The sequence below is a fragment of the Acinetobacter sp. ANC 4910 genome, from assembly GCF_004331035.1.
Classification (GTDB): Bacteria; Pseudomonadota; Gammaproteobacteria; order Pseudomonadales; family Moraxellaceae; genus Acinetobacter.
Window position 1 is genome coordinate 52,259 of record NZ_SJNT01000001.1, and the last position, 26,983, is coordinate 79,241.

Here is a 26,983-nt window from a genome sequence, read left to right on the forward strand (position 1 = left end):
TAGAGATACTCTGTCAAAACCGAGCAGTCACTTTAAATGCGGCTGTTTGAAGTTTTTTAAAATGCTATTTGACTAAATTTAGGCATATTAATTGGAAGAGTCATCCCACTTAAATTGAGGAATTTCTTCACACGTTATTCTCCGCCTCTTCCTCTGGAAAGAATCAATGGAGACTATAAGCTCTAATATTTCTTATTACTACAACACTAGTTTTGAACAGAATATTGAGGAATTTTATAACCGCGTGAATAATTCTGCTGATCAAAAACTTTTAGGATATTACTCAATTGTTGATCCGCAGCATGAATACCGGCCTGCATGGTTTCTTCACGCCCTTTGACATCAAAGATATGTGCTTTTTCACGTAAATCTGGCTGAATGACAATATCAGCATGTTTTAATTCTTCTTGAGCCAAGTGATTCTGCATAATGTTGATATTTTGGTTAAATAGACCCCAAATATTCTTGGTTTCTGTGTGTTCGGGTTGTGCCAAAATATCTACAGCAATCACAATATCTGCACCTAATTCGCGGGCAACATTCACAGGTACAGGGCTGACCAACCCACCATCGACATATTCATCTCCCGCAATTTTTGTTGGAATGAACATGCTTGGAATAGAGACTGAAGCACGCACTGCTTGTCCAGTATTACCATAATTGAAAACTACTTTTTTACCTTCTTGTAGCTCGGTCGCCACTACATACATTGGCGTTTTTAAAAGTTCTAATGGTGTGTTGAGCACTTGTTCATTGACATAGTCTTGAACTTTTTGACCATCAAAGAAACCTGTCATTGCCAGTTTTACATCACGGACATCATTGGCTTTCATATTCAGCGCAATCTCACGTAATTGTTGGGCATTTTTCCCACTGGCATAAATTGAACCCACTACGCTGCCTGCACTGGTGCCCACAATCAAATCTGGATGAATCCCGTATTGCTCCAGTACCTGAATGACCCCAATATGTGCATAGCCACGCGCACCGCCACTGCCTAAAACCAATGCCACAATGGGACGATGCTCAGTCTGTTTAAGTTTTTTGAAATCGATACGATTCGCCTGTACCTGTGCTTCCTCAGCTAAAGGTATTGTTGACTGAGCCATACTCTGACCCGAGAACATTCCCAAAATAATTCCAATAACTAAACTAGATTGAAGTGGTTTCAATATGAATAAACTCTCTGATCGTGACTGATGGTTATTCTATGCAAAATAGATGGTTTCACTGTTGCATTTCGTAAAAACGAAAGCTGAGCTCATTAGCATAACGAACAAAAACCGTGAAATTATGAAGACTAGACTACATTTTCGAAAATTTTCTTCTAGGCTTGTTTTTTAAATCAATGATCCATACAGATCAAAAACCAAATAAAAAAGCCAGCCTTGCAGATGCAGACTGGCTTTTTATTATCAGGTAATCTTTTTTATGACCAAATATCAGAATCAACTTTTTTCTTCAATTCTGGATATTTATCAATTTTAAACTCAGGCTCTTTAATGCCTTTTTTCAATTGTTCACGGTAATCTTTCAACAATGTGCGTGCCATCGGTGTTAACAGTAAAATTGCAATCAAGTTAATGGTTGCCATGATACCCATAAACAAGTCAGCCATAGACCAAACGAGTGGAACACTACCAATTGCCCCGAAGTACACCATCACCAATACAAAAATACGGAAGATGAACATGACTTTCGGATTGTTATTAATAAACTGTACATTACCTTCTGCATAGGCATAGTTACCTAGTACAGCTGAATAACAGAATAAGAATAATAGAACAGCAAGGAAGTCCGCCCCCCAATGCCCAACTTGAGTTTCTAAAGCACGCTGTGTTAATTCAACACCAACAAAAGCTGTATCTTGGTAAACACCAGAAACCAAAATGATGATTGCAGTACTTGTACACACAATGAAAGTATCTACAAATACACCGAGCATTTGTACCAAACCTTGGTTTACAGGATGTTTTACATCAGATGCAGCCGCTGCGTTTGGTGCAGAACCCATACCAGCTTCGTTAGAGAACAAGCCACGCTTAATCCCTTGCATCATTGCCATTGACACTGCCGCACCAAAGAAACCACCTGCCGCAGCATTAAAATGGAAAGCGTCGGTTACAATCAGCTTTAAAATATCAGGCAAAATTGCATAGTTACTGATTGCAATATAGAGAGCAACAGATAGATAAAGACCTGCTTTTAAAGGTACAAACATCTCTGCAAATTTAGCGATACGCTTAATACCACCAAAAATTGCCAATGCCACTAAAACGACAAGAGCAAGGCCAACCCATGAAATTTCTAGATCAACGCCACCTAAATGAGCAATAAGATTGGCTTTGTCCCAACCCCAAGCATGTGAAGATGCATTAGCAATCGCATTGATTTGAACCGAGTTGAATACGAAACCATAGGTAAAGATCAATGCAAGTGCGAAGACCACACCAAAGGTTTTACTGCGTAAACCTTGAGTAATATAGTAGGCTGGTCCACCGCGGAACTGTTTAGTCTTACTATCTCTAACTTTAAATAGTTGAGCAAGCGTAGACTCAATAAAAGCAGAGCTCATACCAAGAACAGCTGTTACCCACATCCAGAACACTGCACCAGGACCACCAATTGCAATAGCAATTGCTACACCAGCAATATTACCTACCCCAACACGGCTCGCGAGGCCAGTTACAAACGCCTGAAAAGGTGTAAGACCATGCTCATCTTCCCCTTCTGTACGACTGCTTTTCATCACTCGGATACTTTGCAGGAACATGCGAATTTGCACAGCTCCTGTTACGACCGTATAAAAAATACCTACAGCCAACAAGAAAATAACCAAAAAATCCCATAAAGGGTCATTAAAAAATTTTACCCACGACATCAGGGTGGCATTGAGTTGTTCGTTCATTCTCTTATTCCTTAAGACTCAGCAGATAGTGTTTCGCAATTCAAAAAAAGGCCTTGAGAACAAGACCTTTTGCTTCCTCTTAAGCAAAGAACTTAAGAATAAGTTGAATAACAGTGGCGTTAATTAAGTCAACGAAGAATGCCCCACAAAGTGGAACAATCAAAAATGCTTTATGTGAAGCGCCGTACATATTGGTGATGGCTTGCATATTGGCAACAGCAGTCGGTGTTGCTCCCATACCAAAACCACAATGCCCCGCAGACAATACGGCTGCATCGTAATTTTTCCCCATGATTCGGAATGTCACAAAGGCTGCATAAAGCGCCATGGTAATGGTTTGTGCACCCAAAATGACAACCAAAGGACCAGCAAGGTCTGCAAGCTGCCATAATTTCAGCGAAAGTAATGCCATGGCCAAATACAAAGAAAGTGAGGCATTACCAAAGACATCAATCGCACGGTCAAAGATATTTACTTTGAACACGCTCTCAAGGATGTTACGTAAAATTACGCCACCACCTAATGTCCAAACAAAGGTAGGTAATTCAAACCACGTACCCTTACTAAAACCCGTCATAAACTCGGCAAATGCAAGACATGCGGCAAACATTCCTAAGGTGGTAATCGCATTATCCGCAGTAATCAAACGTACCTGATGTGGATATTCAAAGGGTGCGGATTGTTCTGCTTCTTGAGCTGTCATTGGCGTATGATCACGCTTTTCGATCTGAGCATTGGTTTTAGGCTCGGCAAGTTGATAACGGTTGATCAACATTTTCGCCAATGGACCACCAATTAAACCACCAATGATCAAGCCAAAAGTGGCACTTGCCATGCCCAGTGCCAATGCACCATGAATCCCATGTTTAACTTCCAGAATTTCACCCCAAGCGCCCGCAGTCCCATGACCGCCTGTCAGCGTAATTGAACCTGCAATAAGGCCAATCAGTGGATCAATACCCAGTAAAGTCGCAAGACTCATACCCACAAAATTCTGTAACACAATGAATGAAGCAACGGCGATTAAGAAAATCACCAAGCTCATTCCACCTTCTTTTAATTTTGAGAAATTTGCACTTAAACCAATCGAAGCAAAGAAAATGAGCATGAAGCTGGTTTGTAATTCATTGCTGGTACTAATACTAAAACCCCAAATGTTGTACACCACGAGGGAAAGAACAGCCGCAACCAAACCACCTGCAACAGGCTCTGGGATATTATAACGACGTAAAAAGTCGATGTGATTCACAAGGAATCGACCCAACAACAATACAATGACTGCCGCAATCAACGTATAAAACGCATTAAAAGTAAGTGCCATAATTCTTGTCCGTCAATTTTATCTGTTGTTATACAGATAAATAATAACGCTCTATGTAGGGAAAGCTGCAGGTAGCCTTGTACAAACAGTGAGATATGCTGTTTTTAACAAGCGTTTGCAGTCTGACTTTAGAGCAAGAGTTTTAGAAGTTGTAACGTGCCATAGCACCTACGCGATTATCTTTCCATTTTTAGCAAAGGAAGTTTCATGCTCGCTATAGATATATTCCATCCCTAGCGTGACTAATGCAGCGGAGCGATCGTCATCACGCCCTTTTTCTAAACCCAGAAAAAATGATGTATCTGCATTGAATTTATCGCTATAACGCACTATTGGGGTACGGAACGTACCAATTCCTAAGGCTGCATTAAAATCAAGCATTTCAGGTTGTAAGTCAGTGACTAGAAAGGTCGAGGTTGTTTGACCCAATAACCAGTTATTCAGGGTTAAATAGGGATGGTGAATGCGTAGTGAATCATTACTGCCACGAAAATCGACTTCGATTTTACCGCCGACATCTTGATCTTGAATCGGTGCTTTAAAAGCTAAACTTAAACGAGTTGGGATTGCGGCACTATAAAAACGATCTTCTGTTTTATTTTTATGTATTACGTCACTCAAGGCTACCGCATTAATACGGTTAAAAATTGCATCATCACCATCAAATTGGGAAGAGGCATCGCCACGGACAAATCCGTAGAGTTTAACTTCAGAACCACCCACAGTCTTAACCTGTAAAGGTGATGCTTTTTCAGTACTTGCGGAATGAACAGGTATTTTCACAACAACTGTAGATGTTGTCGTTTCTGGCTTTGTTGTATTGCTCACCACTGCTGATTGTTGTACTTGTGGAAAATTTTGCTGAATCAAAGCTTTTAATGTTTCGACTTCCGCTCGTAATTGTGCAATTTCCTCTTGCTCAGCAGATGCTGCGTGAGTCACTGTCATCATCGAAGTTGCAATGGTAATTGCCAAACTTTGACGAATCGCAGGCTTCTTCATGAGGGATAAACTCATTCCAAGCTCCTTGTTCGTTTGGTAATTTTCAAGTTATAAATCTATTTACATTGGGTAAACATAAATAGAGCTATACGACAATATCAATTTTTTAATCAATATCTATCGAAAACGAAAGCGCAACATTATGCTGAATTTTTGCCAAAAATCTTATTATTTTTTTTAAACTCTGATTTAAGTGTTTCTAATTTAATCTACTTTTTGTTCAATTATTCTCTTTTTGTAACTTTTAATTTCAGCTAACCATTTGTTTAAATCAATAAAAAAAGAGGCATAAGCCTCTTTTTTTATTTGAATAGAATATTTAGAAATTATACAGTGCAACCACGTTTACACGATTTTCTTCACCTGTTTTACTGGTTAAAGGCGTTGTTGCATTGGGCGCAGAGAAGGTTTCACGTTCACCGTAGGTGTATTCAAGACCCAAACTCACTGGTTTGATTGGGCTATAAAACACATTTGCCCAAGCTTGCCACAAGTCTTTATTCAAAGCACTTTGGTTTTTAGATGCATTGATATAATCCAAATCTGTATCATGCTTCATATAACCATAGCCCAATGTACCACGCAATTTTGGATTAAACTGCTGAGTAATGCCGACCGTAATTGAGTCAAATTCACTTTGTTGAATATTTTTATTGGCATCAATTGCATAGCCAGGGTTTGACCATGATACAAAACTACTATCCCCTTTGACATGGTAGTAATCTGCTTTTAACGTTGTGCTTGGCGTTACATTATATTTTGTTCCCAAGCCTACACCCCACGCTACTTTTTCATCGTCAGAAGTTTGCTTATCTGCCACCATGGTACGTGCCGAAATAATACCTGCATTGTTGGCAAATTTATGATTCAAACGTGCTGTCAGTGCTGGAATTCGCATTTGGTTATCTGGATCTGAACCCAAGGTCCAAGCGGTTCCAGAGACTGAATCCGAACTATATTTAGAATCTTCCAGAGCAAAGATTAAGTTAGTTTCTGGCGTAAAAGTACTGCTATAACGTACTTGTGGTGTACGTTTAACTGCACCACCGACATAGCCTAAAGCATCAATGGTTTCTGGCATATAATCAGGCACAGCAAAGTTTGACCATGTTTGACCAATGAGCCAGTTGGCATAAGTTAAGTATGCATGGCGAATACGTAAAGTATCATTGCTACCCAAAAAGTCGACTTCAACTTTACCAGCAACATCACCCGCCTGAGTTGGCGTCTTAAAGTCAAAACCTAAGCGTGTTGCAGCTAAAGTAGATTTGAATAGATCACTATTTCCTGGTGCTCCGTCTAAGGCAGCTTTATTGATTTGGTTATATGGATGCGCTCTGCTTGGACCACCATCAATTTGATAAGTCGCATCTGCGCGGACATTGCCGTAGAAATTAACTTCAGCCCCACCAACCGTAATCCCTAAGCCTTTTTTCTCTGCTACTGGTTTTGCAGGTACAGGTTGAGCAGTTGCCTGAACCTGATAACTCTGCTGCTGCGTGTTCATTTGCTTTTGTTGCTGTGCATATTGCTCTAACATGCCTCGCAACTCTTGAACTTCTTTACGTAATTGTTCAACTTCCGTATTGGTATCTGCCTGTACAGTTCCTGCTGCAACCACACCCATCGCTAATACTAACGTTTTTAAACGCACAGACATCTTTTGAGTCGTCATCCTAAATTCCCTATCCATCACAGTTTAAATTATTGTTTGTTCATTCCACTGAACATTTCTTGAGCCAAAATGTGACAGATAAGTCTTATATCGACTATATATGCTTTAGTCGAAGGCTATTTTTCTGTTTTTTATACAAATTACCATTCTGTTTGCAATGAAATTGCGACTAAGTCTTTGTCTTTTCAATATAAGTATCGAATTATTATTCATAAATAATGAATTATAATTCATTATTTTAAAAACTGGATTGGACTAAGCTGATGATTCCCCCTAGAGATAATACCTTTAAGGTATTGAAATCAACCTATTAGATGTGATTTTTTCTTAAAACCATACCCAGAAATTTCTTATTCATCTGTCTCATTATTATATTGTTGTATAATCCTGAACTCGTATTATTCACTCAAACCCGACAACACTGAAAAATCAAAATAGAGACTTAGCCTTTATTCAAAACACAGACTTTAATTTTTATCTTTACGCTCAATCTTTCCAAATTTTCTCTGTGGCTTCGCTACCTAATCTTACGAAACAATGCTAAGAGATTTTCATTTTAATCAATAACGATTAGGTCAATTGCCGTAGCTTTAAATCAAATATACAAAGCTGTTTGATGACAGCATTTTCATTGAATTATATTCAGGTCCATAGGTTTAGATTCATCATTTCAAGCAAAACTTTGTCAGTAAAACTTATACTGAATGTAAGCAGTCTGTGCATAAAACACACATAAAAAAGGCGTAATTTAAATTACGCCCTTTTGCACTCAGCTTAAAAATTAAATCGCTTGATTAAAGGTATCGCAGTCTTTTAAGTTGCCTGATTTAAGACCTGCTTGAAACCATTTCATCCGCTGCTGACTAGAACCATGCGTGAAGCTGTCAGGAACAACCTGTCCTGTTGATTGCTTTTGTAAGTAATCATCCCCAATTTTATGGGCAGCATCCATCGCTTCTTCAATATCACCCTGTTGTAAAAACTGAGTGCGCTGTTGGTTATGATAGGCCCAAATACCTGCTAGGCAGTCGGCTTGTAATTCTTGACGCACCGAAAGTTGATTCGCTTCAACTCTCGAAGTTTGTGTGCGCGCTTTATGAACCTGATCAGAAATTCCCAAAAGGTTCTGCACATGGTGTCCAACCTCATGTGCAACCACATAGGCTTGAGCAAAGTCGCCCGCTTGATCTTGGCGAGTCAGTTCTGTTTGGTTTTGTTCACCACCAATGCCCATCTGCTGACGCATATCTTTAAAGAAAGTCGTATCAATATAAACTTTCTGATCGACTGGACAATAAAACGGCCCCATAGCCGCTTGCGCCGCACCACAACCTGAATTCACAACCCCAGTAAACATCACCAGTTTCGGTGCGGTATACTGCTGATTCAACTGTTGCTGAAACACCACATTCCACGTGTCTTCAGTATCTGCCAATACTGTGCCAATAAAATCCATGGCTTCTTGCTGCTCTGGGGTTGGATTATCCAAACCTTTGGTCTCAGTACCACCCGAAGCTTGCTGTGTGACTTGCTGAGTGGCTTGATACGCCTGCTGTGGATCTACTCCAAAAAACTTCCAGGCGACAAATGCAACTACCAAGCCAAGAATACTGAAGCCACCCATTTTGCGACCTGCACCACCACCACGGCGGTCTTCAATATTGCTACTGACACGACGACCTTTCCAACGCATAGCCTTATTCCTTATTTTTATGAAGTAGACTTTTTAAGCTTAAGCCTGTTTTGAGTTCGGCCAAATCTTTTTAAACACAGTTAGTACAAGAATGACTGCCAAGCCTGCGGCAATACCAATCATCAAATTAATTAAAGTTGGCGTTAATGCCCCAACAATACTGCCAAAATTAGGAATTAACTCTAAGTGATCTACCGTATTTTCGGTAAAATGATGAATCAGTGGTACGGCATGGTTAATAATCCCACCGCCTACCAAGAACATCGCAATGGTGCCAACTACAGTTAAAGTTTTCATGAGCTTAGGTGCAAAAGCCAATAAAAAGCGTCCCACTTTCTGTTTCGCATTCGAGCCTTGTTGAGTTAAGTACAGCCCAATATCATCAATTTTGACAATCAATCCGACAAATCCGTATACACCGATGGTCATTACAATCGCAATAATGCTGAGTACAGTCAATTTACTGATAAAGGTAGCTGTCGCTACTGTACCCAAAGAAATCACCACAATTTCTGCAGACAGAATAAAGTCGGTACGAACCGCCCCTTTGATTTTCTCTTTCTCAAAGGTCACTAGGTCAGTTTCAATGGTGTGAAGCTCTTCTTCTGCTTCCTTCTCATTGCTCGCCTTGCGATGTTGCAAACTGTGTAAAACTTTTTCTACACCTTCATAACATAAGAATAAACCACCAATCATTAATAATGGATTGATCAGCCAAGGAGCAACCACACTAATTAGCAAAGCCAGAGGCACTAAAATTAATTTATTAACAAAAGAACCTTTGGCGACACTCCAGACTACAGGCAATTCGCGTTCTGCACGTAAACCGCTGACCTGTTGTGCATTGAGCGCCAAGTCATCCCCCAAAACACCCGCTGTTTTCTTGGCAGCCACTTTGCTCATGACAGCAACGTCATCTAATACGGTCGCAATATCATCTAATAATATTAATAAGCTACTTGCCATTATATTTATCCTAAGAAATTTGCTCTATTTTAATGGGATATGAAGAAAAAAACTGTATTTGCTTGATGATTTCTTTCCCAATTAATTTTTTTTCTACTTCTATTTTTTCTGACTGACATTAAAAAAAATTATGCCGTACAATGTAACCCATTAATTGACTGCAGATGTAGTAAATACACTACTTTTTGGAAAAGAAAATGAGTAATCAAGATAATCGCCCAGTCATTTTGACTGGCGACCGTCCTACAGGGCAACTTCACTTAGGTCATTTTGTTGGTTCGTTACGTTCACGTGTGGGTTTACAAGATTCGCATCATCAACATCTTTTATTGGCTGATGCACAAGCATTGACTGATAATGCCGACAATTTTGAAAAAGTACGTCGTAACATTATTGAAGTTGCTACCGATTACTTAGCAGTTGGTATTGACCCAACCAAAACTACCATCTGTGTTCAATCTTGCTTACCTGCATTAAATGAACTCACGATGTTGTATCTCAACTTCGTGACCGTTTCACGTTTAGAGCGTAACCCAACGATTAAATCTGAAATTCAGATGCGTGGTTTTGAACGTGATATTCCAGCGGGCTTCCTATGCTATCCAGTAGCTCAAGCTGCCGACATTACCGCATTCAAAGCGACTATTGTTCCTGTTGGTGAAGACCAAATTCCAATGATTGAACAAACCAATGAAATTGTTCGTCGTATTAACCGTCAAATCGGTCAAGACCTATTACCAGAATGTAAAGCACTGCTTTCTAATATGAGTCGTTTACCTGGCTTTGATGGTAAAGCAAAAATGTCAAAATCATTAGGCAACACCATTGTGCTTGATGCAAGCGATAAAGACATTAAAAAAGCCGTAAATGCGATGTATACCGACCCGAACCATCTGCGTATTGAAGATCCAGGTCAAGTCGAAGGGAATATTGTATTTACTTATTTAGATGCTTTTGATCCAAATAAAGAAGAAGTCGAAGAGTTAAAAGCACATTATCGTCGTGGTGGTTTAGGCGACGGTACAGTGAAAAAACGCTTGGAAGCGGTATTAAAAGAATTGATCGAACCCATTCGTGAACGTCGTATCGAGCTTGCCAAAGATCCTGATTATATTATGGACATTTTAAAGGCTGGCACAGATAAATGCCGCGATATTACCCAACAAACATTAGATGAAGTTAAATCAGGTTTAGGTGTATTCCACTTCTAAGCTCATTTGAACTACATCACAATTAAAGGTCTTTTATAAGGCCTTTAATTTTTTATAGCATAAAAAACCACCAACTTAATCACAAGATCCTCTCATTATTAACGTTATTTAACATGAAGTAACGTGATTGCTCATGATCTTGAAATCCATTGCGATTATCATTACCCCATGATTTAGGAAATCCTAAATTGATAACATTTCTCCTTAACCGAACTGTGCAAACAGATTCGTTGTTCTACGCAATGATCACCCCAATCGTTGCGTATTTTTTTTGTCTCAAAGTTTTTTAGACTTATTCTCATTTCGGTGCTATCTTAGACAATAAAGAACAAATTTGTATTTTATTTGTTATAAATAACATTAAAAAAAGAGAATTCGATCATGTGGGAACTTGTGACGCACCCGTCAAATCTCATTTTTAGCATTTCTATATGCCTACTCTTTCTCTTTGCCTTTTTTGAGCTGACTTTATTGTTATTGGGTGGTGGCACTCAAGGTATCCTCGATCAACTTTTACCCGCTGATCTCACTTCACCCGAAGTCGATATAGACACTGAAGCCAGTTGGTTGTTACAGGTTTTAGACTGGTTATATTTGGGGCGTGTGCCTTTATTAATTTGGTTTATTATCTTTCTTACCATTTTTGGTCTATTTGGGCTGTTATTACAAACAGTTGCTCACTTATTTACAGGAACCTATTGGAGTGCTTGGCTCTTAGCACCCGCCAGCTTCTTCTTGTGTATGCCATTGGTACGTTTCACTGCGAAAGTTGTCTCAAGAGTTTTACCACAAGACGAAACCACAGCAATATTTAGTGAAGAGTTGGTTGGTCGTACTGCGGTAATTGTCATTGGTATTGCTAAACCCCATTCCCCCGCTCAAGCCAAAGTCAAAGATCAATTTGGACAAATTCATTATGTTTTGGTTGAACCAGAACAAGCAGATGCTTTTAAACAAGGTCAGCAAGTGATTCTGACCCAAAAAACAAAAATTGGCTTTCAAGCCATACGTTCTGAAACTTAACAACACTTAAATTTTGAGTATACGATGCTAAATTCAAACCTTATCAATCTGTTAGTTATTGCAGGCATCATTTTTGTCGCAATTATTGCTATTGGCTTTATAGTCGCCCGCTTATATCAACGTTCAAGCAAAGAAATTTCATTTGTCCGCACAGGATTTGGTGGTGAGAAGGTCATCTTGAATGGTGGTGCCATTGTTCTTCCTGTATTGCACGAAATTATTCCAGTCAACATGAATACCCTTCGACTTGAAGTGGTTCGTGCAGAAGAACAAGCGCTCATTACACGTGATCGTATGCGTGTAGATGTAATGGCAGAGTTTTATGTGCGGGTAAAACCAACCGCTGAATCGATTGCTACAGCGGCTCAGACTTTAGGTCGAAAAACCATGTCTCCTAATGAACTGAAGAATTTGGTGGAAGGTAAATTTGTTGACTCTTTGCGTGCGGTCGCTGCTGAAATGGCAATGGAAGAGCTACACGAGAAGCGTGTGGATTTTGTGCAAAAAGTTCAACAAGTCGTATCAGAAGATTTATTCAAAAATGGTTTAGAACTTGAAACTGTATCTTTAACAGGCTTAGACCAGACCAGTTTTAAATACTTTAATCCGCAAAATGCATTCGATGCAGAAGGGCTAACCAAACTTACAGAAACTATTGAAGACCGTCGTAAAAAACGTAATGTAATTGAACAAGATGCAGATCTTGCAATTAAAACTAAAAACTTGGAAGCCGAGCAAGCACGTTTACAAATTCTACGTGAAGAAGAATATGCCAAATTACAACAAGAACGCGAAATTTCAGTCCGTCGAGCTGAACAACTTGCTGAAATTGCAGCACAAGAAGCAGCTAAAAAACGTGAGGCAGAAGAAGCACAAATTGCTGCTGAACGTGAAGTTGAATTAAAGCGTATCGCTTCTGCCCGTGATGTAGAAAATGAAAATATTTTGAAAGCTCAACTCATTCAAAAAGCTCAAGTCGAGCAAAAGAAAACCATTGAATTGGCGGAACAAGATCGCGCAATTGCCATTGCTGAAAAGTCCCGTGCAGAATCAGAAGCCAAAGCTCAAGCAGACCAAGCTCGTGCTCAGGCAGTTAAAGCAGAAGAAGAAGTTCTCACCGTCCGTGAAACTCAACGTGCTGAACGTGAAAAAGCCGTTGAATTGGTTGCAGCAAAACAAGCAGCTGAAAAAGATGCCATTGCAATTACGGTCGCAGCCGAAGCAGGTAAAAAAGCTGCTGTGGACGAAGCAGAAGCAATTCGAATTGCTGCGGAAGCGGAAGCTGAAAAAGCCCGCCTACACGCCAAAGGTGAAGCCGATGCTAAAGTTCTACTAGCACAGGCCATGGAAAAACAATATCAAGTAGATGCTGAAGGAACTCGCGCCGTGCACGAGGCGAATAACACCTTGTCGTCTGAGCAAGTTGAAATGCAAATTCGACTGGCTTTACTTAAATATCTACCTGAAATTATTCGCGAAAGTGTTAAACCAATGGAAGGCATTGATGATATTAAAATTTTGCAGGTCAATGGTTTAGGAAGTGTTGCACATCCTCATGGTCATGAATCGACGTCTGAACATTCAACTGCTTCGCTGTCCGATCAAGTTGTGAATAGTGCTTTACGCTATCGCTCTCAAGCCCCATTAATTGATAGCCTAATGAGTGAACTCGGGCTTCATGGTGGTGATATCAATGGTTTGACTCAACAACTTAAACCACAAAGCAAAGTATAAATTCTAGTTTTAAGTTAAGCGCAACTTCTGTTGCGCTTTTTTCATCAAAATATTACATATTGCTAGATCAGACTCAGTTAAAATTCAACCCTATAGGACCTAAACACAAGGACCATGCATGCATCTTACGATCTATCCTGCTTTGTGGTTTGATAATCAAGCGTTAGAAGCGTTTGAATTCTATTGCTCTGTTTTTCCAAACAGCATGATCCTTGAACATAATCCGACTGTCGTAAAAGCATCTTTGTCCAATCAATGCTTTATTGGGATTAATGGTGGTCCCTATTTTTTGCCTAATCCAGCCATCTCTTTTACCGTCATTTGTGATAGCCGCCAAGAAATTACCGCATTGTGGCAAAAACTCATTCTTGGTGGAGCAAGTCTTATTGATCTCGGGCATTATTCTTGGAATGCTTATTATGGTTGGGTTCAAGATCAGTTTGGCTACACATGGCAATTGCAATTGAATAACCGTGATAAAACGCAACAACACATTATCCCCAATTTATTATTTTGCGGTATCCATCAAAACCAGTGTTCACAAGCCTTGCAATACTATCAAAAAATTTTCCCAGAATTTCAACGTCATCAACTGCTTCGCTACTCTTCTGGAGACTTGAAAGGAAAAATCCAAAACAGTATTTTTAGCTTGAACCATCTCAAATTTATAGCAAAAGATAGTCCTGATCTGCATATTTTTGATTTTAATGAATCTGTTTCTTTTGTAATCCCCTGTAAAACACAGCAGGAAATCGATTATTACTGGAATTATTTTACTGAACACGGTTCGGAAAGTTGGTGTGGTTGGTGCAAAGATGTATTTGGTATTAGTTGGCAAGTGATCCCCGATAACCTTGCACAAATCTTAGCGACTCACCCCCAAGCCTATTCAACACTTACACGTATGAAAAAAATTATTATAGAAGATCTACTTATTTCAGAAATTGAATAAGAAATGATTAGCGCATTTTAGAATAAACGAACCCAAAAGAATCGGATTAACTGTCCCCGATCATGGGGAAAATTTGACAGATATTCATAGCCGAGTTTATTTCGCTTATTCATTTTAATTTCAATACCATAACCAAATGATATTTTTAAGGCATCTAAATCTGAACTACTGAACTGACCTGTGCCAAGTTTGTTCGTGAAATTATCAGAATTATAAGCGGTGTAATTAAACACCCGAATATATTCATTTTCATAAAAGTCATTTTTGACTACGCTGTAATCATTTTCTTCTTCATTATGCTGCTCTGCAAGATGCTGATAATAATTGAAAATTTCATCACCAATAAATTTATCCATTTGTACATCTGCATTTTCAGCCATAGCAACATTCATCAATAGAAAAATCAGAATGAATAGCCGAAAAAAGAACAAATGAACCAGTCTTAACATTTGCAATACTGTGTCTTGAAAATATAATTTTATGCATAAATATAGCATAGTTATACTGCATCACATACAACGCTTGATTAAACTACAACCCTGATTTTACAGCGAATAAAATTGCTTTTTTCAACAGAAAAAGCTTCATAAACATGAAGCCTTTTCTAACTTTAAAATAATTGAATTTATTTAGATTAGAATGGTTTGGTCAAAGAAAATACGACACTTCCTTTCATGATATTGGCATCGTTATCGATATTATTATCAATCCATACCAACTCTGAATTCAACCCTAAAACTTCTGCACCTAAACCAATTTTATAATCGAAATAATCATCTTGCTGACCATCGCCACCAAATGCTTTAGCAAATTGTTCATTATCTTCCAGTTTGGTATAACCCAAGCTCGAAACGAGTTTAATGTTCTTATACACTGGGAATTTATAACTTGTATTTAAATAAATTTCTGTGCCTGATTTAAATGCAAATTCTGGTGAATAAAACACGCCAGCTGTGAAATAGTCACCACCTATCATTAAATCACTATGGTTGTAGTTCACACCAAATTCACTAAAATCGGTGTGAAATTCTTTAATCGTGCCAGGATAATTCACATCGGCATAGTTAATATCTAGAAATGATTTTTCCGTGAGGGGTAGAATATAACCGACAAAAAAATCTGCCTCGACATTTCCACCAGCCCCTACATCCGCATTCGAAGCCCATAAGCTTAGATATGCCCCTGATTTATGCGAAAAAGTCAAAGCACCTTGAATAGCAGGATCACGATTTGACATTGAAACACCGCGGAAACGGTAGTCTGTTGCCATGGTCAGCGAGCCAGAAAGACTGACCGCAGGAACTACTTCTGGTGCATCTTCAGCAAAAGTCGCTGCCGAAGCCATTAAAAGTGACGCTGTCAACAACTGTTGAGCACATGATTTAAACATAGATTTCCCCAAATCTTCAGATTTGCCACATCAAGGTTTTGATATGGCATGTTTTGTTGCTGTCCTAGCATTAATGTTGATGTGTCGAGCTGTCTTTTGATGTATTTAAATTTAATGTTGGTGTTTCATCGAAGAAGTTCCATGGTTTAAGCAACACATTCACCCATTCAGTTGGCATGATTGGCCATTCTTCTGCACGAGCGACATGCGTTGTACCTGTGGTTAACCAAACCACCAAGTCTTTGTTGTCGATGTTGTCGTTATTTTTAACGAATTGCCCCAAGCCTGTATCTTTGTCAGAACGGTTTGGATATGCACCCTCAGGATATAACTCTGTAGGATTATATTTGGTGACCCAAATTTGCTTGTCCATGAAGTTCAAACGCTTGAACAACCATTCATCTGGACTAAAGTTTGCACCTTTGGCAATTGGGTGTGTACCACCAGCAAATGGAATCAGTTGATAAGAAACTGGATTGCCAACTTTGTTCTCTTTCGAATAATTACTGATTAAACGAATGGTCGATGGATTAAATTTCTCTGCTGCTTCTTGTTCGTTATTCACAACATGCTTTTCGATTTCCATCGCACTTTTACGAACACCTTTTTTATTGACATTCACCACAGGATTCATATGGGTCAGTGTATTGTTCTCACCATCGACATCTAAATCTAGACGGAAGTTATAAATATGCTGATGGGTTGTTCCCACAATATTATGATCAATCAAAGTACCGTAACGGGTGTCTTCTTTGGCTGTTGCATCATGCATAGTTGATGCTTTTACCCCTTTAACCGCTTCGATACCTGTAGCACCCGCATTAATCCCCATGGTGCCATTGTCTGAGAAGACCCAGTCAAACATGTAGTCATAGTTACCGACTGTACTGATCCAACGGACAACTAGCTCACGGCGTTCTACGCTGACATTTGGCTGTCCCATTTCCTGATGTTTAAACTCTGGCCCTGCATAGCGTTCGAATACGGCAATTGCATTTGGAATGGTAATCGGATTGCCTTCATAGTCGGCAATCACTGCATCCAATAACACCGCATTTTCAGGTATATCTTTACCACGCTCAATGGATGAGGTTAATGTTCCCATACCATATTCACCAGAATCGAGATAAGACTTGAAGTACCACCCCATATCTGGATCGCCATAAGGTACAACCATGCCGCCAAGGTTACCTTGGTACATGACCTTACGTTTTACACCCTTATCTTTAAAAGTGACTGTGCCAACTTGTAAACCCACACGTGAATCTAGGCCTACATGGAAGCACCAGTTACCCCAATGAATATACTGCCCCGTGATGCTGTAGTTTTTACCCTCAGGTTCCACAATATTTAAAGGCTTACGTGTTTCTGCCTTTTTATCACGACCATCATAAGGACGTGGTGTCATGGGTACAGGCACTAAACTGCCTTCTTCAATTTTGACGATTTTCTTTTTATTTAAATCAACGACTGCAACCAAGTTTTCAATTGGATGTGCCCAGTAGTTACCATCACCCACATCGAGATAGCTGACAATTTTCAGTAAGCTAAGTTCTTTGTTTAAACCATCTTCACCACCAAAGTATCCTACAGTCAGCGGTGTAGCAACGACTTTGGTCACATCTGTAATGCCACGTTTTGCTAATGCAACTTTGTACTCTGGACTCTTCTGAATAACCTCTTGTACCATCATAAAGTCATCCAACAACACCATCCCGTGAGTTGCAGGCAAGACCTTCCAAGCCGTCACTTGTTGTGTGTTCAGATCAACCACACCCTCAATAATATTATCGCTTTGTAATAAACTAAATTCGGCTAAGCGTGGGCCTTTATATTCCGTATGATTCAACACACTGTTCCAAACTGCATTTTTTTCAGGTTCTTGTAAACGAATACGACTGAAACGTAAGGCTTTTGGTGCTCGTTGATCTACCTGAATAATTTTAGTCACTGACTGAATTTCTTCTGTCGTTAAGGTATTTAACGGATGCTTTACCGTTTCCACTTGAAAGGTTTGATCAAGTCCAGATTGGAAAATTTCATTCGCCAATGTTGCCGATGCCATAGCTTGACCATCTTTTACAATAATTGGCGCTGAAATTTTTAATGGCTTCCCATTCACCATAATGGTCGTTGAATTAGGTTTTGCTCGGACTAAGGTCGAGTTTTTACTGATGGTATAGACATTGGCATATTGGTCTTGCTGTACCGTTGCACCAACCGATTGCATGGCTTGTTGTAGCGGTAACATTTTCGCCGCTTCACCATGTGCCATTGCTTGAGTTGCACATGCACCAATTGCCATAACACCAACAACATTTGATATTTGTTTAAGATATTTTTTCAGCATTTGTGAATGTAATGTTTTCATCTCGGATTTCCTTAGCCTTACAAACTGTTTTTCTATGCTGAAAAATTACGCTGTTCCCTATACAAAAAAATCATCCCAAAGGATGATTTTTAAAATTGAAGATAGATTGCACTTTTATCGATTAAGGATGTAAGCCAGACAGTACTCGGCTCATTAATTCCTGACGGCTTCTGACTTGCGTTTTTTGATAAATATGCTGTAGATGGGTTTTTATGGTTGATATTCCACAATGCATTTCATTTGCAAGCGCTTGATTATTTAATCCTTTGCATAACAAGCCTAATACTTTAGATTCTTGTCGCGTCAGTGACTCGGTTAAACCTTCATTAAATAGGCCAACCTGATGGCTAGAAACATTATAAATTTGATTAAAACAACATGCTGTTAAATCATAAAATGACTCTATCATTTTTAATTCTTGATCGGAAAATTCGGCATAAGCTGAAGAGCGAACCAAACTCATACCACGTACTGGAACCCCATTCTGCCTAAAAAAAAGTTCAATCGTGTCTTTTACATCCCATTTTTTTCTAAAGTCATCATATTCTTCATTCGATTCAACTGCTTGTAATACACTAAACTTCATATCGGTCTGATGGTATGCAAAACGAAAATGAACAGGGTCAAAATACTGCATATGTCCCAAATAGTCATTCACCGCTTGATAAGGTATGCCCTTGAACGAGTATTGACTCGCTGTTGTTTCAGAGTCGATCTGAAATGCGACCAACCCATCAAATGGCAGCACTTTCTGGATATTACGGGTGAACTCTTCGCTGAACTGATTCCAATTTACCGCTTGCATCGTATCAAGACACTATTTTGAATGAATACTTGCTCAGAGCAATTTATATACCAAACGTAACGCGATAACCGTAAAAAAGCGCATGCTACCTAAGTAACACACGCTTTCTATACGCAATCAGTCTGAAAAAAATTAAGCTAAACCTTTTTCTTTCAATACTTGCAACATGGTAGAACCAAGCTCGGCAGGACTTCGTGTATACGCCATTCCAGCGCGTTCAAAGGCTGCGAATTTTTCTTCAGCCGTTCCTTTACCACCTGAAATAATCGCACCAGCATGTCCCATACGCTTACCTTTTGGTGCGGTTACCCCTGCAATGTAACCAACTACAGGTTTAGACACATTCGACTGAATATATTCAGCTGCTTCTTCTTCAGCCGAGCCCCCAATTTCACCAATCATGATAATGGCATCTGTATCTGGGTCATCTTGGAACAATTTTAACGCATCAATTTGGTTCATCCCTGGAATTGGGTCACCCCCAATACCAATACAAGTCGATTGTCCTAGACCCAGTTTAGTGGTCTGAGCAACCGCCTCATAAGTCAATGTTCCTGAACGAGAAATAATTCCGATACGACCCGGTTGATGAATATGACCCGGCATAATTCCAATCTTACATTCACCCGGTGTAATCACACCCGGACAGTTTGGACCCACTAAACGTGTTCCATTGCCATTCGTTTCTAAATAACGCTTGGCTTTTAACATATCTAGCGTCGGCACGCCTTCGGTAATCACAACAATCAGCCCAACCCCTGAATCGACAGCTTCAACAATCGAATCAAGTACATAAGGCGCGGGTACATAAATCACCGACGCATCAGCTTGCGTTTCACGCACAGCATCTTTCATGGTATTAAAGACGGGTAAATCTAAATGGGTCGTGCCGCCTTTACCTGGGGTCACACCACCCACAACTTTGGTTCCATAGTCTAGTGCTTGTGCAGAATGGAAAGTACCATTTTTACCTGTGAAGCCTTGTACCAATACTTTTGTGTTTTTATTAATTAATACGCTCATGATGGCACTCCTTATGCTTTTACTGCTGCAACAATCTTTTCTGCAGCATCAGCCAAGCCGTTTGCAGAAGTTAATTTCAAACCTGATTCATCTAGAATTTTTGCACCCAATTCCGCATTGTTGCCTTCTAAACGAACCACGACAGGAACACTGACATGTACTTCCTGAACCGCAGCAATAATGGCTTCCGCAATCATGTCACAACGAACAATACCGCCAAAAATATTAATTAAAACGCCCTGTACCGAAGTATCTGCCAAAATCAATTTGAATGCTTCGATCACGCGTTCTTTAGTTGCACCACCACCAACATCAAGGAAGTTTGCAGGTTGCCCACCATACAGTTTAATGATGTCCATGGTTGCCATTGCCAAACCTGCACCATTGACCATACATCCAATATTGCCTTCTAAAGCAACATAGTTCAGATCAAATTCAGATGCTTTTAATTCACGTTCATTTTCTTGTGATTTATCTCGAAGTGCAGAAACTTCTGGCAAGCGATATAAAGCATTTGAATCAATACCAACTTTGGCATCGACACATAAGATTTCACCATTTTCACGAACAGATAATGGGTTAATCTCAAATAAAGCAAAATCATTTTCAATAAATGCTTGGTATGCAGCCGTCATAATTTTGACAAATTGTGCAATCTGGCCATCTTTTAATTTCAATGCAAATGCAACTTCACGTGCTTGAAAAGGCTGTAATCCTACTAATGGATCTACTTCTACTTTGATAATTTTTTCTGGGGTTTCTTCTGCAACTTTTTCAATTTCAACACCACCTTCGGTCGATGCCATAAACGTTACACGGCGACTTGAACGATCAACGACTGCACCCAGATATAACTCACGTTCTACTGGATAGACATCCTCACAAACCAAGATACCATTCACGGGCTGACCATTAGCATCAGTTTGATAAGTCACTAAACGAGTACCGATGATATGGTTTGCATAATCTGCTGCTTCAATACTGGATTTTACAACTTTAACACCTCCAGCTTTACCTCGACCACCAGCATGCACCTGCACTTTCATGACCGCGAATTTTCCGCCCAGCTGCTCGAAAGCTTTCACTGCTTCTTCTGCATTGGTTGCCAATACACCTTCTTGAACAGGCATACCATATTTTTTTAATAACGCTTTGGCTTGATACTCATGTAGATTCATTGACTAACCTTTTACTACTTCTTTGCTTTGTTATGGACTGACTAATCCCTAGACTCACGTCTTATTTGGTATTAGTCCTTATTACATTTTTTCTTTCTTATTTGTAGTAGATTGTTCCGGTAAAAACAACCTTTAATCAAAAAAAAGAGCGGTTAAAACCGCTCTTTTCTAGTCTTATTTACGCTTACGCTGAATTGCGTGAATTGCTCGACCATCAACGGCCAATGCAGCTTCATGAACAACTTCAGAGAATGTTGGGTGACCAAAAGTCATCAACTGTAGATCTTCAACAGAAGATACAAACTCAAGTGCGATCATACCTTGGTGTACGATATCAGACGCAGCAGGCCCAATCACGTGCATACCGAGTAAACGATCTGTTTTTGCATCAGCAACAAACTTCACAAAACCAGCATTTTCACCAGCAGCCATTGCACGGCCGTTTGCAGCGAAACCGAATTGACCGGTTTTCACTTCGTGGCCTTTCTCGATGGCTTGCTGTTCTGTTAAACCTACCCACGCCGCTTCTGGATGTGTATAGATCACAGAAATGATGGTGTCATAGTTGACTTGAGCTGCATGACCGTGAATACGCTCAACAGCCATTACACCTTCTTCCATTGCTTTATGTGCAAGCATTGGACCGCGTACTAAGTCACCAATTGCATAAACGCCTTCAACAGACGTTGCACACCAATCGTTCACTTCAACTAAACCACGTTCAGTTAATTTGATACCGCAATCATCAGCCAATAGACCTTCAGCGTATGCACGACGACCTACACAAACGATCAACTTATCGAAAGTTTGAGTTTTATCTTCGCCACCTTGAGTATATTTAACAGTAACTTCTGAACCATTGACTTCTGTACCAGCAACTTTAGCGCCAACACGAATATCAAGACCTTGTTTCGTCAAAAGTTTTTGGTAGTCTTTTGCCAACGCTTTATCAGCCATTGGTAAGAATGCATCCATTGCTTCAAATACAACAACTTCAGCACCCAAACGACGCCAAACAGAACCAAGCTCTAGACCAATCACGCCTGCACCAATTACGCCTAAGCGCTTAGGGACTTCTTGGAATTCTAGTGCGCCAGTTGAATCAACAATAATGTTTTGATCAACTGGTGCTGATGGAATGTTAATTGGCACAGAACCGGTCGCAAGAATCACGTACTTAGGCTCTAAAACTTGAGTTTCACCTTCGTGAGATACAAATTCTACTTTTTTACCTGCAAGTAATTTACCTGTACCTTTTAACCACTCGATACCGTTACCTTTTAGAAGACCATCAATACCCATAGTAAGCTGGTCAACAATTTTGTCTTTACGTGCAAGTAATTTTGCAAGATCAAAGTTCACATCACCTGTGGTAATACCGTGATCAGCTAAGTGATGCACTGTATCTTCATAACGATGTGAAGAGTCAAGTAATGCTTTAGAAGGAATACAACCCACGTTTAAGCAAGTACCGCCCAAAGATGGTTTGCCTTTGTGAATACGTTTTTCGATACACGCAACTTTAAAACCTAATTGTGCTGCACGAATCGCTGCTTCATAGCCACCTGGGCCACCGCCAATTACAACAAGATCAAATTGTTGAGACATGTTTATCTCCAAATACAGGCTTAAAGGATCGCTCTAAGCCTGTTATTTTTATTCTATCGATTAAAGGTCAAGGATCAATTTAGCTGGTTCTTCTAACAATTCTTTGATTGTTACCAAGAAACCTACAGCTTCTTTACCATCAATTAAACGATGGTCATAAGAAAGCGCTAAATACATCATTGGCAAGATTTCTACTTGACCATTTACAGCCATTGGACGCTCTTGGATTTTGTGCATACCCAAAATCGCAGTTTGTGGTGTATTCAAGATCGGAGTCGATAACAATGAACCGAAAGTACCACCGTTCGTGATTGTGAACGTACCGCCAGTCATGTCTTCGATGCCTAATTTGCCATCACGCGCTTTGTAAGCAAAGTCACGGATACCATTTTCAACTTCAGCATAGTTCATACGATCTGTATTACGAAGTACAGGTACAACTAGACCACGCTCAGAAGATACCGCTACACCGATGTCGTAGTAACCGTGGTAAACAATGTCATCACCATCAATTGAAGCATTAACTGCTGGGTAGCGTTTAAGCGCTTCAGTTGCAGCTTTAACAAAGAAAGACATAAAGCCAAGACGCGCACCATGACGCTTCTCAAATGCGTCTTTATATTGTGCACGCATTTCCATGATTGGCTTCATGTTCACTTCGTTAAACGTCGTCAACATTGCTGTTTCTTGAGTTGCCGCAAGCAAACGTTCAGCAACACGCTTGCGAAGACGTGTCATTGGAACACGTTTTTCAATACGTTCACCCACTGCAACGCTTAAAGGTGCTGCCGTGGTAGCTGGTTTAGCTTGGTGATTTGAAACATCTTCTTTGGTGATACGGCCACCGCGACCTGTACCTGCAACGTCAGCTGCAGCAATACCAGTTTCCGTTAATGCTTTACGCACAGCAGGAGCTTGATCTTGAACTTGTTGAGCACGTTCAACGACTGGTGCAGCACCCGCTTGAGTGTTTGCAGCAGCTTGTTCAACTTTCGCTTCACCTTGAACTGCTTCTGTTGCAGCAGCACCAGAAACTGCACCTTCTTCAAACTGAGCAATTACTTCAGCAGAAAGAACGGTGTCACCTTCACCTTTAATGATTGTAACGATTGTACCGTCAGCAGGAGCAACTACTTCTAAAACAACTTTGTCTGTTTCAATGTCACAGATCACTTCATCACGTGATACTGCTTCACCTGGTTGTTTGTGCCAAGTTGCAATCGTACCGTCTGCAACTGACTCTGGGAATACCGGTGCTTTAATTTCGGTTGCCATTATTTAGAATCTCCTGATTGTTCAGCTACGATCGCTAAAGCGTCATTAACCAGCTGAGCTTGTTGTTTTGCATGCAAATATGGTGAACCACAAGCCGGTGCAGCAGAAGCTTCACGACCTGCATAACTGATACGTACTTGTTTACCTGATTTCATCACATCATCATATAAACGTGGTGCGATGAATAACCAAGCACCTTGGTTCTTCGGCTCTTCTTGCGTCCAAACAATTTCTTTTACGTTTGGATATTGAGCCAGAACTTCAGCAATACGTTGTTCTGGGTATGGATACAATTGTTCGATACGAATAATCGCTGTGTTATTCAACTCTTGCTCACGACGTTTTTCAAGCAAGTCGTAGTAAACCTTACCACCACAAAGTACCAAACGAGTTACGTCTGCTTTGTTGATGTTGTCGATCTCATCAATCACTGTTTGGAATGTGCCGTTTGCAAGTTCACTTAAAGTAGACGTTGCAAGTTTGTGACGAAGCAAAGACTTCGGCGACATGATAATCATTGGCTTACGAATTGGACGAATCGCTTGACGACGTAAAGCATGGAAAATCTGTGCAGGCGTAGTCGGTGTCATCACTTGCATATTATCTTCAGCACATAGCTGTAAGAAACGCTCTAAACGTGCAGATGAATGCTCTGGACCTTGACCTTCAAAACCATGCGGAAGAAGTAAAGTTAAACCACACACACGTTCCCACTTGGTTTCACCTGATGCGATGAACTGATCAATCACAACCTGTGCACAGTTTGCGAAGTCACCAAATTGTGCTTCCCAAATCACCAAGCTCTTAGGAAGAGTGGTCGCATAACCATACTCAAAACCTAACACCGCCATTTCCGACAATAATGAGTCGTAAATTGCAGTACGTGGTTGGTTTTCTTTAATGTGACAAAGTGGAATATAGGTTGAACCATCCACTTGGTTATGTAACTTCGCATGACGGTGTGAGAAGGTACCACGACCTACGTCTTCACCTGTTAAACGAACCAAATAACCATCATCTAAAATAGATGCATAAGCCAAAGTTTCAGCTGCACCCCAGTTTAATGGCATTTCACCAGTTTGCATTTTCAAGCGATCGTCAATCACTTTTGCAACTTGACGCTGCATCACGAAGCCTTCAGGAAGCTCACGCATTTTGCGACCAAGTTCTTTTAAGCGATCTTCAGAGAACGTTGTATCCCAAATATCTGTGTATTCATGCCCTAAGTACGGCGTCCAATCTACAAACATTTTTGTATTTGGCTCAAGTACCAACGCATTCGCAACATGCTTACCCGCTTCTAAATCAGAACGGTAATCTTCAACCATCTGATCAGCTTTCGCACGGTCTAACACATTTTGCTGAACCAATTGGTCTGCGTACAATGCACGTGTCGTGGTTTTCTTGTTGATGACTTGATACATCATTGGCTGTGTTGCAGCTGGCTCATCCGCTTCGTTATGACCACGACGACGGTAACAGAACATGTCAATTACAACGTCTTTACGGAATGTATGACGGAAGTCATGCGCCAATTGAGCAACAAACAATACTGATTCAGGATCATCACCGTTCACATGGAAAATCGGTGCTTGGATCATTTTCGCAATGTCCGTACAGTATTCTGTAGAACGCGCATCACGTGGATCAGAAGTTGTGAAACCTACCTGGTTATTCACAACAATGTGAACTGTACCACCAACGGTATAGCCACGAGTTTGTGACATTTGGAAGGTTTCTTGGTTAACGCCTTGACCTGCAAATGCAGCATCACCGTGCACAATCACTGGCAATACATCGTCACCGCCAATGTCTTTACGACGTACTTGACGTGCACGCACCGAACCTTCTACTACTGGTCCAACGATTTCTAAGTGCGATGGGTTAAATGCCAATGCCAAGTGAACTTCACCACCTGGAGTCATGACATTTGAAGAGAAACCTTGGTGGTATTTAACATCACCAGAACCTTTCTTATGGATGCTCTTACCTTCGAACTCACCAAATAGGTCTGCTGGGTTTTTACCCATGATGTTCACAAGAAGGTTCAAACGACCACGGTGTGGCATACCAATGACAACTTCTTTACAGCCTACAGAACCTGCACGTTGAATCAAAGCATCAACCATTGGAATGAAAGATTCACCACCTTCAACACCAAAACGTTTTGCACCTACGTATTTATTACCTAGGAATTTTTCTAGGCCTTCAGCCGCAGTTAAACGCTCTAATACGTGTTTTTTCTGGTCTGCTGTGAAGTTAAATTGCCCACGTGCACCTTCAAGGCGTTGTTGAATCCAACGTTTTTCTTTGGTATCAACAATGTGCATGTATTCAGCACCAATCGAAGCACAGTAAGTTGCTTCCATGGCTTGAACCATTTCACCTAAAGTTGCTTCGTCTTTACCAATCAAAAGATTACCTGTATTGAATACAGTGTCTAAATCTGATTGAGTTAAGCCATGTGCAGCAAGATCAAGATCTGGCACGATTTCACGTTTTGCCAAACCTAGTGGATCAAGCTTCGCTTTCTGATGACCGCGGTTACGATACGCTGCAATAAGTTGTAATACGCCAATTTGACGACGCTCATGTTCAGTACTAACTGTGCTTTGAACCACTGCCTGAACACGGCTTGAATTGCGGCCTAATAAGAGGAATTGCTCACGTACATTGCTGTGTGGTTGATCACCTTTCGGGAATTTATCGAAGTATACACGCCAATCAGCACCAACTGATTCAGGTGACGTTAAATACTGCTCATAAAGTTCTTCAATATACGCTGCACTATCAGCGGAAAGTTCAGTGTCAAGACGCAGAGCGTCAGCAACTTCTTGCATTTGTGGAC

Annotated in this window: 20 protein-coding genes; 4 read left to right on the plus strand and 16 right to left on the minus strand. The window is 40.3% G+C overall.

What is annotated here, in order from left to right; genetic code table 11:
- Positions 1–206: 206 nt before the first annotated feature.
- The 7 genes from E0H82_RS00250 to E0H82_RS00280 form a co-directional block, all read right to left on the minus strand.
- Complete coding sequence (locus tag E0H82_RS00250) at positions 207–1,127, minus strand: patatin-like phospholipase family protein (protein WP_131262724.1); 921 nt, start codon at positions 1,125–1,127, stop codon at positions 207–209.
- A gap of 302 nt (positions 1,128–1,429) precedes the next feature.
- On the minus strand, positions 1,430–2,908 hold the full coding sequence (locus tag E0H82_RS00255) for an alanine/glycine:cation symporter family protein (RefSeq protein ID WP_131262473.1): 1,479 nt from the start codon (positions 2,906–2,908) through the stop codon (positions 1,430–1,432).
- Positions 2,909–2,987: 79 nt separating this feature from the next.
- Positions 2,988–4,229, minus strand: a complete 1,242-nt coding sequence (gene gltS, locus E0H82_RS00260; RefSeq protein WP_131262474.1) for a sodium/glutamate symporter — start codon at positions 4,227–4,229, stop codon at positions 2,988–2,990.
- Positions 4,230–4,397: 168 nt separating this feature from the next.
- Positions 4,398–5,246 (minus strand): DcaP family trimeric outer membrane transporter, encoded by an 849-nt coding sequence (locus tag E0H82_RS00265; RefSeq protein ID WP_131262475.1) that lies wholly within the window; start codon positions 5,244–5,246, stop codon positions 4,398–4,400.
- Positions 5,247–5,550: 304 nt separating this feature from the next.
- Entirely contained in the window at positions 5,551–6,906 is a 1,356-nt protein-coding gene (locus tag E0H82_RS00270) for a DcaP family trimeric outer membrane transporter (protein ID WP_131262476.1), read from the minus strand.
- Positions 6,907–7,687: 781 nt separating this feature from the next.
- Entirely contained in the window at positions 7,688–8,599 is a 912-nt protein-coding gene (locus tag E0H82_RS00275; RefSeq protein WP_131262477.1) for a neutral zinc metallopeptidase, read from the minus strand.
- 39 nt (positions 8,600–8,638) lie between these two features.
- The gene (locus E0H82_RS00280; RefSeq protein ID WP_131262478.1) at positions 8,639–9,565 is read right to left on the minus strand and encodes a DUF808 domain-containing protein; all 927 of its coding nucleotides are present in this window, start codon (positions 9,563–9,565) and stop codon (positions 8,639–8,641) included.
- Between the two features lie 197 nt (positions 9,566–9,762).
- Here E0H82_RS00280 and trpS point away from each other — a divergent pair, with 197 nt between their 5' ends.
- From trpS to E0H82_RS00300, 4 genes are all read left to right on the plus strand, one after another.
- Positions 9,763–10,776 (plus strand): tryptophan--tRNA ligase, encoded by a 1,014-nt coding sequence (gene trpS, locus E0H82_RS00285; RefSeq protein ID WP_131262479.1) that lies wholly within the window; start codon positions 9,763–9,765, stop codon positions 10,774–10,776.
- A gap of 381 nt (positions 10,777–11,157) precedes the next feature.
- Positions 11,158–11,799: a YqiJ family protein gene (locus E0H82_RS00290; RefSeq protein WP_131262480.1), complete on the plus strand. Its 642-nt coding sequence runs from the start codon at positions 11,158–11,160 to the stop codon at positions 11,797–11,799.
- A 24-nt stretch (positions 11,800–11,823) separates the two neighbouring features.
- Positions 11,824–13,533, plus strand: a complete 1,710-nt coding sequence (locus E0H82_RS00295) for a flotillin family protein (protein WP_131262481.1) — start codon at positions 11,824–11,826, stop codon at positions 13,531–13,533.
- Positions 13,534–13,651: 118 nt separating this feature from the next.
- Positions 13,652–14,485: a VOC family protein gene (locus E0H82_RS00300; RefSeq protein ID WP_131262482.1), complete on the plus strand. Its 834-nt coding sequence runs from the start codon at positions 13,652–13,654 to the stop codon at positions 14,483–14,485.
- Between the two features lie 17 nt (positions 14,486–14,502).
- On the opposite strand, the gene E0H82_RS00305 is transcribed toward E0H82_RS00300, so the two are convergent.
- The 9 genes from E0H82_RS00305 to E0H82_RS00345 form a co-directional block, all read right to left on the minus strand.
- Positions 14,503–14,865, minus strand: coding sequence for a hypothetical protein (locus tag E0H82_RS00305; protein ID WP_228258604.1), 363 nt, complete (start codon positions 14,863–14,865; stop codon positions 14,503–14,505).
- A 254-nt stretch (positions 14,866–15,119) separates the two neighbouring features.
- Positions 15,120–15,875, minus strand: a complete 756-nt coding sequence (locus E0H82_RS00310) for a TorF family putative porin (protein WP_131262483.1) — start codon at positions 15,873–15,875, stop codon at positions 15,120–15,122.
- Between the two features lie 70 nt (positions 15,876–15,945).
- Positions 15,946–18,246 (minus strand): primary-amine oxidase, encoded by a 2,301-nt coding sequence (tynA, locus tag E0H82_RS00315; RefSeq protein ID WP_131262484.1) that lies wholly within the window; start codon positions 18,244–18,246, stop codon positions 15,946–15,948.
- Positions 18,247–18,367: 121 nt separating this feature from the next.
- Entirely contained in the window at positions 18,368–19,051 is a 684-nt protein-coding gene (locus E0H82_RS00320; RefSeq protein WP_131262485.1) for a response regulator transcription factor, read from the minus strand.
- A gap of 132 nt (positions 19,052–19,183) precedes the next feature.
- The gene (sucD, locus tag E0H82_RS00325; protein WP_131262486.1) at positions 19,184–20,074 is read right to left on the minus strand and encodes a succinate--CoA ligase subunit alpha; all 891 of its coding nucleotides are present in this window, start codon (positions 20,072–20,074) and stop codon (positions 19,184–19,186) included.
- Between the two features lie 11 nt (positions 20,075–20,085).
- On the minus strand, positions 20,086–21,252 hold the full coding sequence (gene sucC, locus E0H82_RS00330) for an ADP-forming succinate--CoA ligase subunit beta (RefSeq protein WP_131262487.1): 1,167 nt from the start codon (positions 21,250–21,252) through the stop codon (positions 20,086–20,088).
- A gap of 174 nt (positions 21,253–21,426) precedes the next feature.
- The gene (gene lpdA, locus E0H82_RS00335; RefSeq protein WP_131262488.1) at positions 21,427–22,860 is read right to left on the minus strand and encodes a dihydrolipoyl dehydrogenase; all 1,434 of its coding nucleotides are present in this window, start codon (positions 22,858–22,860) and stop codon (positions 21,427–21,429) included.
- Positions 22,861–22,920: 60 nt separating this feature from the next.
- Positions 22,921–24,135: a 2-oxoglutarate dehydrogenase complex dihydrolipoyllysine-residue succinyltransferase gene (gene odhB / locus E0H82_RS00340; RefSeq protein ID WP_131262489.1), complete on the minus strand. Its 1,215-nt coding sequence runs from the start codon at positions 24,133–24,135 to the stop codon at positions 22,921–22,923.
- Positions 24,135–26,975, minus strand: a complete 2,841-nt coding sequence (locus E0H82_RS00345) for a 2-oxoglutarate dehydrogenase E1 component (RefSeq protein WP_131262490.1) — start codon at positions 26,973–26,975, stop codon at positions 24,135–24,137. Before E0H82_RS00345 ends, odhB begins: the two co-directional genes overlap by 1 nt.
- Positions 26,976–26,983 lie beyond the last annotated feature (8 nt).